General features: G+C 28.9%; 10 protein-coding genes and 1 pseudogene. All 11 read left to right on the forward strand.

Features of this window, described 5'->3' with window-relative positions; translation table 11 throughout:
* The first annotated feature begins 319 nt into the window (after positions 1-319).
* Complete coding sequence (locus KGF52_RS21730) at positions 320-406, forward strand: transposase (RefSeq protein WP_227841315.1); 87 nt, start codon at positions 320-322, stop codon at positions 404-406.
* A gap of 6 nt (positions 407-412) precedes the next feature.
* A pseudogene (locus KGF52_RS19380) lies at positions 413-1,006 on the forward strand (RNA-guided endonuclease TnpB family protein).
* Between the two features lie 348 nt (positions 1,007-1,354).
* A complete protein-coding gene (gltX, locus tag KGF52_RS19385) occupies positions 1,355-2,836 on the forward strand; it encodes a glutamate--tRNA ligase (protein ID WP_227841312.1) in 1,482 nt (493 codons plus the stop codon).
* A gap of 210 nt (positions 2,837-3,046) precedes the next feature.
* A complete protein-coding gene (locus tag KGF52_RS19390) occupies positions 3,047-3,202 on the forward strand; it encodes a hypothetical protein (RefSeq protein WP_003421202.1) in 156 nt (51 codons plus the stop codon).
* Between the two features lie 141 nt (positions 3,203-3,343).
* Positions 3,344-4,741, forward strand: a complete 1,398-nt coding sequence (gene cysS / locus KGF52_RS19395; RefSeq protein ID WP_227841313.1) for a cysteine--tRNA ligase — start codon at positions 3,344-3,346, stop codon at positions 4,739-4,741.
* A gap of 2 nt (positions 4,742-4,743) precedes the next feature.
* On the forward strand, positions 4,744-5,139 hold the full coding sequence (locus KGF52_RS19400) for a ribonuclease III domain-containing protein (RefSeq protein WP_227830458.1): 396 nt from the start codon (positions 4,744-4,746) through the stop codon (positions 5,137-5,139).
* A gap of 105 nt (positions 5,140-5,244) precedes the next feature.
* Complete coding sequence (thyX, locus tag KGF52_RS19405; protein WP_227841314.1) at positions 5,245-6,003, forward strand: FAD-dependent thymidylate synthase; 759 nt, start codon at positions 5,245-5,247, stop codon at positions 6,001-6,003.
* A 12-nt stretch (positions 6,004-6,015) separates the two neighbouring features.
* Positions 6,016-6,750 carry a 23S rRNA (guanosine(2251)-2'-O)-methyltransferase RlmB gene (gene rlmB / locus KGF52_RS19410; protein WP_227830460.1) on the forward strand — a complete coding sequence of 245 codons (735 nt, stop codon included), beginning with the start codon at positions 6,016-6,018 and terminating at the stop codon, positions 6,748-6,750.
* Positions 6,751-6,756: 6 nt separating this feature from the next.
* Entirely contained in the window at positions 6,757-7,284 is a 528-nt protein-coding gene (locus KGF52_RS19415) for an NYN domain-containing protein (RefSeq protein WP_227437059.1), read from the forward strand.
* Between the two features lie 64 nt (positions 7,285-7,348).
* Positions 7,349-7,996 (forward strand): RNA polymerase sporulation sigma factor SigH, encoded by a 648-nt coding sequence (gene sigH / locus KGF52_RS19420; RefSeq protein ID WP_227437057.1) that lies wholly within the window; start codon positions 7,349-7,351, stop codon positions 7,994-7,996.
* Positions 7,997-8,069: 73 nt separating this feature from the next.
* On the forward strand, positions 8,070-8,281 hold a 212-nt coding region (locus KGF52_RS19425), incomplete at its 3' end, for a GTP-binding protein (protein WP_021411599.1).

The raw sequence follows: 8,281 nt of genomic DNA on the forward strand, positions 1-8,281 counted from the left end.
ATAGAACCTATCCAATACTACTTGAATTGCTGGAAACCCCTAAAGCTAACCAAACTAAAACATAAGGATGAAATAAAACCTAAGTGTGAAAGTTATGAAAGTAGAAAAAATTCATAAGAGAACTGCATAGGTAGTAGCGAACTTATGTGAACGACAACCTCAAAAATGATAAAAGTTAAGATTTGCGGTTCTTATATATGTTATTTAAAAACAAATATAAAAACCTTTAAAAAACTTATTTTAAATAATTACACATGTTAATATTATGATGAGTGATGAAAAATGGAAGTGACTCGAGGATATGTATATTTAGTACCATATAGTATGGTGTGTAAAATATAGACATCCAGTATTAACAAATGAAATTGAAGAAGATTTAATTAATATAATCAGAAAAAACGAGTAAAGTGAGGTGGTAATAGTGGAAAAAGCTTATAAGTTTAGAATGTATCCAAATAAAAAACAGCAAGAGTTAATTAACAAAACTTTTGGATGTTGTAGATTTGTATATAATAAATATCTTGCTAAAAGAATAGAAGTTTATGAAAATGATAAAGAAACTTTTACTTATAAACAGTGCAGTTCTGATTTGACTAATTTAAAAAAAGAATTAGAGTGGCTTAAAGAACCTGACAAATTTTCACTATAAAACACCTTAAAAGAGCTAGAAAACTCATATAAAAAATTCTTTAAAGAAATAGAAGATTTACAAGTAAAGAATATGACTAGAAATCGTAAACTATCTCGTTTAATTTCTGATGTGTCATGGTCAGAATTTGTTCGTCAATTAGAATACAAGGCTAATTGGTATGGTAGACAAATTGTAAAGGTAGGTAAATTCTTTGCAAGTTCACAAATATGCAATAAATGTGGGTACAAAAACGAGGAAATTAAGAATTTAAATATAAGAGAATGGATTTGTCCTTGTTGTAATGTAACTCACGATAGAGATATAAATGCAAGTAAAAATATACTAAAAGAAGGATTAAGACTAATAACAGTTTAAAATAGATAACTTATTTAAGAACCGTAGGAACTACGGGGATAGCCTGTGGAGAATTGGCAAGACATATTTTAGTATGCAAAATTCTATGAAGCAGGAACCCTGTGACTTTAGTTATGGGAGGTTCAGAATAAACATTTATGAATAGTTATAAATGATACCTTTAATTTTTAGAAAATGATTAAAAGAAAGATTTATGAAATTAAACCTAGTATTTTCTGATATAATAAACATGTGTATTTTTAAATAAAAAGGATATTATTATTAAGTTTGATTAAAAATAAACTTGCAAAACAATGTACTAGTTTAATATTATAGTTATATTGAATAAAATATCAGGAGGAAGTAAAAATGAATGTAAGAGTAAGATTTGCACCAAGTCCAACAGGATTTGTACATATAGGTAGTTTAAGAACTGCTTTATATAACTATTTATTTGCAAAAAAAATGGGCGGAGAATATATATTAAGAGTAGAAGATACAGACCAAAGTAGATTAGTAGAAGGTGCTATAGAGAATATGCTTAATGCTATGAAATGGGCTGGTGTTAATCATGATGAGGGTGTTATATTAGATGATAATGGAAAAGTAATACAAAAAGGAGAATATGGACCATATATTCAATCTCAAAGATTAGATATATATCAAGAATATATAAAACAACTTTTAGATAGTGGAAAGGCTTACTACTGTTTCTGCACAAAGGAAAGATTAGATGAAGTAAGAGATGCTCAAAAGGCAGCAGGAGAAACTGCTAAATATGATGGTCACTGCAAAAAACTTTCTAAAGAAGAGATAGAAGCTAATATAAAAGCAGGAGTACCATATGTTATAAGATTAAAATTACCAGAAAATCATATAATTAAGTTTACAGATTTAGTTAGAGGAGACATGGAATTCAATACTAATGATTTAGATGACCAAGTTTTAATGAAAACAGATGGATTCCCAACTTATCATTTTGCAGTAGTGGTAGATGATTATTTAATGAAAATTACACATGTTATAAGAGGCGAAGAGTGGGTATCATCTACTCCAAAGCATGTTTATTTATATGAAGCATTTGGATGGGAAGCACCAGTATTCGTACATTTACCAAATATACTTAATAAAGAAAAGAAAAAATTGAGTAAGAGACAAGGTGATGTAGCAGTTGAAGATTTTAAGAAAAAAGGATATTTACCAGAAGGATTAGTAAACTATGTAGCACTAGTTGGTTGGTCTCCAGAAGATAATCAAGAGTTATTTACAATGGAAGAATTAGAAAAAGCTTTCTCTGTGGAAAGAGTATCTAAAAGTGGAGGAGTATTCGATACTGAAAAGTTAAACTGGGTTAATCAACATTATATAAAAGATGGTGATGATGCTTACTTAACGGATTTAGCTATACCGTTCTTAATAGAAGATGGATTTATAACAGAAGCAGAAGCTACTAGTAAGTATGAATTTTTAAAGAGTATGATATCAGTACTTAAAGAAAAATTACAATATGTAAAAGAAGTTACTGAGCATGCGAGTATATTCTTTGGAGATAAGGTAGAGGTAGAAACTGAAGAAGGAAGTGACTTCTTAAAATTAGAACACATATCTACTTTAATAGATGCCCTACAAGAAAAAATAGCAAAAGCAGAAATATTAAATGCTGAGTTTGGTCAAGCAATGCTTAAAGAGATACAAAAAGAGTATAAAATAAAAGGAAAAAATTTATTTATGGGCTCAAGAATAATTTTGACAGGACAAATGCATGGCCCAGATTTACCAAAAGTAATGGAAGTTTTAGGAAAAGAAACTTGCTTAAATAGAATAGCTTATGTAAAAAATCATATATTATAGTCATAAAAGTCCGCTAATTTAGATGCGGACTTTTTTTGTGTTAGTATTTGGTGAAAATATATGGCTAACAAAATGAAGGTATTTAGGTCAATAAATTTAATATATAAAAAGCAAAGCAAAAATATAAATAATAAACTAATAAAAATATTAAGCATAGAAGAAGGTAATCTATTATTTTAGTTTGATTTAATTATTAAGGGGGTAATTACTATGTATAGTAATATTGATGATGTTAAAAAGGAATTAAAGGAGCTATGCTTAGAATATGTTACAATTTTAGAAAAGTTAAAAGACGAAAAAATGATTACAGAAGAGACTTTTGAAAAGTGTTCTTCTCAAAAAAAGATATTTTTAGAGGAACAATAGAAAATAGTGATAATATTATTATGTAATTTGAAGGATAGTATGAAAAATGATAGTAGTACTATTATTTATTGCAATTTTCAACTATAATATAATATATGATGTTAAGAAAATAATTTATAAAAATACAGTGAGGTGATGAGTGTGAAAGTTTATAATACATTAACTAGAGCAAAAGAAGAATTTGTTCCATTAGAAGAAGGAAAGGTAAAAATGTATGTGTGTGGTCCAACAGTTTATAACTATATCCACATAGGTAATGCAAGACCATTTATAATATTTGATACTCTAAGAAGGTATTTAGAGTATAGAGGATATGACGTAACTTATGTACAAAACTTTACAGATGTTGATGATAAGATTATAAATAGAAGCCACGAAGAAGGAATATCTCCAGAAGAAGTTGCTACTAAATACATAAAAGAGTATTTTGTAGATTGTGATGGATTAGGAATTAAGAGAGCTACTGTTCATCCTCAAGTTACAGATAATATACAACAAATTATAGATTTTATAAAAGAATTAGAAGATAAAGGATATGCATATGCAGTAAATGGCGATGTCTATTTTGATACAAATAAATTTGAAGGATATGGAAAACTTTCAGGCCAAAAACAAGAAGATTTAGAGGCTGGAGCTAGAATTGAAGTTAATGACCAAAAAAGACATCCTATGGACTTTGTTCTTTGGAAAGCAAAAAAAGAAGGAGAGCCAGGATGGGAGAGTCCTTGGGGAGAAGGTAGACCAGGATGGCATATAGAATGTTCTGTTATGTCTAAGAGATACTTAGGTGAGACAATTGATATACATGCAGGTGGTCAAGATTTAACATTCCCACACCATGAAAACGAAATAGCACAAAGTGAAGCTAGAAGTGGAAAAACATTCTCGAAATATTGGATGCATAATGGATATATAAATATAAATGATGAAAAAATGAGTAAATCAAAAGGTAATTTCTTTACAGTAAGAGATATATCAAAGCTATATGATTTAGAAATAGTGAGATTTTTCATGTTATCAGCACATTATAGAAATCCAGTAAACTTTAGTGATGAAATGTTAAACCAAGCTAAAGCTGGTCTTGAAAGATTATATAATACTAAAGAAAAATTAGAGTTTACATTAAGTAATTTAAAAGAATCATCTCTAACAGAAAAAGAAGTAGAACTTGTTAAAGAATTAGATAACTTTGGACAAAGATTTATAGATGCTATGGATGATGATGTTAATACAGCAGATGCAGTAAGTATTATATTTGAGTTGGCTAAGTTGATAAATTCTAATGTAGACGAAAACTCTTCTTTAGAGTTAGCTAAGAAATGTTTAGATGAATTTAATGAGCTTACAGGAGTATTAAATATTGTAAATAAGAAAAAGGATACTGTGTTAGATAAAGACATTGAAGAATTAATACAAAAGAGAACTGACGCAAAGAAAAATAAAGAATTCCAATTAGCAGATGATATAAGACAACAATTATTAGATATGGGAATTGTACTAGAAGACACAAGACAAGGTGTTAAGTGGAAAAGGGTATAAAAATGGAAAAAACTGAATTAGTTACTATGTCACCACTAGTTTTAGCATATTTAGGTGATACAGTGTATGAGACATATATAAGAGAACACTTGATTAGACAAAATACACAGCGAAAAGTTAATGATTTGCATAAGTTAGCCATAAAGTATGTAAAGGCTAAAGCTCAAGCATCAATAATTCATGAAATCGAAAGTGAATTAACAGAGGAAGAGAGTAAAATTTATAAAAGGGGAAGAAATCAAAAATCAAACACTTCTCCTAAAAATGCAGATATTATAGACTATAAACATGCAACTGGATTTGAAGCATTAGTTGGATATTTGTATTTGAATAATGAAATAGAGAGACTTCAATATATTATCAATAAAGGAATCAAAATTATTGAAAGAGATATGTAAATATTAAAGAGTGTTGTCTTAATAATAATTAATAAGGCAACACTTTTTTTATAACTAATGTATAATAAATATATAGAAATTAGTAATAAGAAAGGACGAAAATTTATGAAAGTAAAATTAATATCACATACACCTGAACCCGAAAAAGTAATAGCTATGGCAGCTAAATTATGCTATTCACCAGTTGGGACAGACGAAATAGAAAAAGACTTAACAGAAGAAAGTATAGAAAAATTTTTAAATATGTTATTAAATATAGGGCATGGTTCAATATTAGAGCATGCATCTTTTACGTTTTCAATAGAAGGTATTTCAAGAGCTTGTTCGCATCAAATTGTTAGACATCGTATAGCTAGTTTTTCACAACAAAGTCAAAGATATGTTAAACTAGACCAATTTGAGTACATAATTCCTCCTGAAATAGAAAAAATAGAAAAAGCAAAAGAGTTATTTGTCAACTCAATGAAAAAGGACCAAGAGGATTATGACAAATTAGTGGAGATATTATTTGATAAGCATTATAATGACTTAATAAAAGAAGGAAAAAATGAGAAAACAGCAAAGAGACAAGCTGAGAAAAAAGCAATAGAAGATGCTAGATATGTATTTCCAAATGCATGTGAAACAAAAATGGTATTTACTATAAACGCTAGAAGTTTATTTAATTTCTTTGAACATAGATGTTGTGAAAGAGCACAATGGGAAATAAGAAACTTAGCTGTAGAAATGTTAAGAGAAGTTAAAAAAGTTGCTCCTATATTATTTAAAAAGACTGGTCCAAGCTGTGTAAATGGAAGTTGTCCAGAAGGAACTATGACTTGTGGTGACATAGTTCAAGTTAGAGAAAAATTTAAATCCTTGTAGGTGGTGAATAGTTTGGCAAGTATTGAAGGAAGAAATCCTGTAATAGAAGCTATAAAGAGTGATAGAGAGATAGATAAAATATTAATTGCAAACTCAGCTAAAGAAGGTTCAATTAAGAAAATAATAGGAATGGCAAAAGAAAAGAATATAATTATACAATATGTTGATAAACATAAGTTAGATGAAGTAAGCACAAGTCATTCTCATCAAGGTGTAATAGCTTATGCAAGTGAATATAAGTATTATGAATTAGATGAGTTAATAGACTCAGTAAAAAGTAAAAATGAAGACCCATTTTTTATTATACTAGATGAAATAACAGACCCACATAATCTAGGTTCAATAATAAGGACAGCAGATGCAGTAGGAGCACATGGAGTTATTATCCCAAAAAGAAGGTCTGTGCACATAACTCCTGTAGTTACAAAAGCTTCTGCTGGAGCTGTAGAGTATATGCCAGTTTGTAAGGTAACCAATATAGTCAATACAATAAAAAGACTGAAGGATGAGGGGCTGTGGATTGCAGCTGCTGATATGGATGGAGAAACTTTTTATAAACAAAATCTTACAGGACCTCTAGGTGTAGTAATTGGAAGTGAAGGTTTTGGAATATCTAGATTGGTTAAACAAAACTGTGACTTTATAGTAAAAATGCCCATGATAGGTAATGTTACATCTTTAAATGCATCTGTAGCAGGTGGTATACTTTTATATGAAATATTCAGACAAAGACTGGATAAAAAGTAAATAAGTATGAGAAGAAACATAAATCACTACTTAATAATAGATGGCTATAATATTATAAATGCGTGGGATAATTTAAAAGAACTGGCTAAAGAGGATTTAGAAGATTCTCGAGAAAAACTTATTGATGATATTATAGAATTCTCTGAGTTTATGGGATATAAGACTATAATAGTTTTTGATGCTTATAATGTTAAGAATTCCCGAGAAAAAGTTGAAAAAAGAAAACACATAACAATAGTTTATACAAGAGAGCACCAAACAGCAGATAGTTATATAGAAAAATTTATAACTTCTCTATCAAAATATGATGATGTAAAAGTAGCTACTAATGACTATGCAGAGCAACAAATGATTTTAGGAAAAGGTGCTATGAGAATGTCTGCTAGAGAATTAAAGTTAGAATTAGATCGTTCCAAGAATAAAATGAAGGAAAAAAATAGCGGTTTAAGGAAAAAAATTCAGCGAAATTGGTTGGAGGAAAGGTTAGATGAAGAAACATTGTCGAAACTTGAGAACATTCGTAGAAAGCGTTGAAATTACTAGGTTCTTTAGACTATAATATACCTATAAATTTGTTTTATATATGGGGGAGATTTACATGTTGGTAGCAAAAGAAAAAAGTTATGAGTTAATAGACAATTGTCAGCAAGATGAGTATAACATTGTATTAAAAGCAAGTGAAGGGGATAAGATAGCACTAGAGTATATTATTACCAAATACAGAAATTTTGTAAAGGCAAAAGCAAAGTCATATTTTTTAATTGGAGCAGATAAAGAAGATATAATACAAGAAGGAATGATAGGCCTTTATAAGGCAGTTAGAGATTTTGATGGAAGTAAGACAAATTCATTTAAATGTTTTGCAGAGATATGTATAACAAGACAAATAATAACTGCTATAAAAACTGCAACAAGACAAAAACATATACCTTTAAATTCATATGTTTCTTTGAATAAACCAATATATGATGAAGAGTCAGACAGAACACTTTTAGATATAATAGCTACAAGTATAGTAACAGATCCAGAAGAACTTATAATTAGTAAAGAAGAATTAAAAAATATAGAATCAAAGATGAACGAATTATTAAGCGACTTGGAATTAGAAGTCCTAGAATTGTATTTGAATGGAAAGTCATACCAGTTCATAGCGGACAAACTTAAAAGAGATGTAAAGTCAATAGATAACGCTTTACAAAGGGTTAAGAGAAAATTAGAAAAACATCTTGAAAACAGAAATGATTAATAGTAAAATACTTACCATAAGCTTATTGTGAGCAAAATTAATTTATATCGAAAGATAAGGGAGGAAATTCAAAATGGCTAAAGCTAAATACGAAAGAACAAAACCTCATGTTAATATAGGGACAATAGGACACGTTGACCATGGTAAAACTACATTAACAGCAGCAATAACAAAAACATTATATGACAGATACCAATTAGGAGAAGCAGTAGATTTCGCAAACATAGATAAAGCTCCAGAAGAAAGAGAAAGAGGAATCACAATATCAACAGCACACGTTGAGTA

It is taken from the genome of Clostridioides sp. ZZV15-6597 (assembly GCF_020657815.1).
GTDB lineage: Bacteria > Bacillota > Clostridia > Peptostreptococcales > Peptostreptococcaceae > Clostridioides.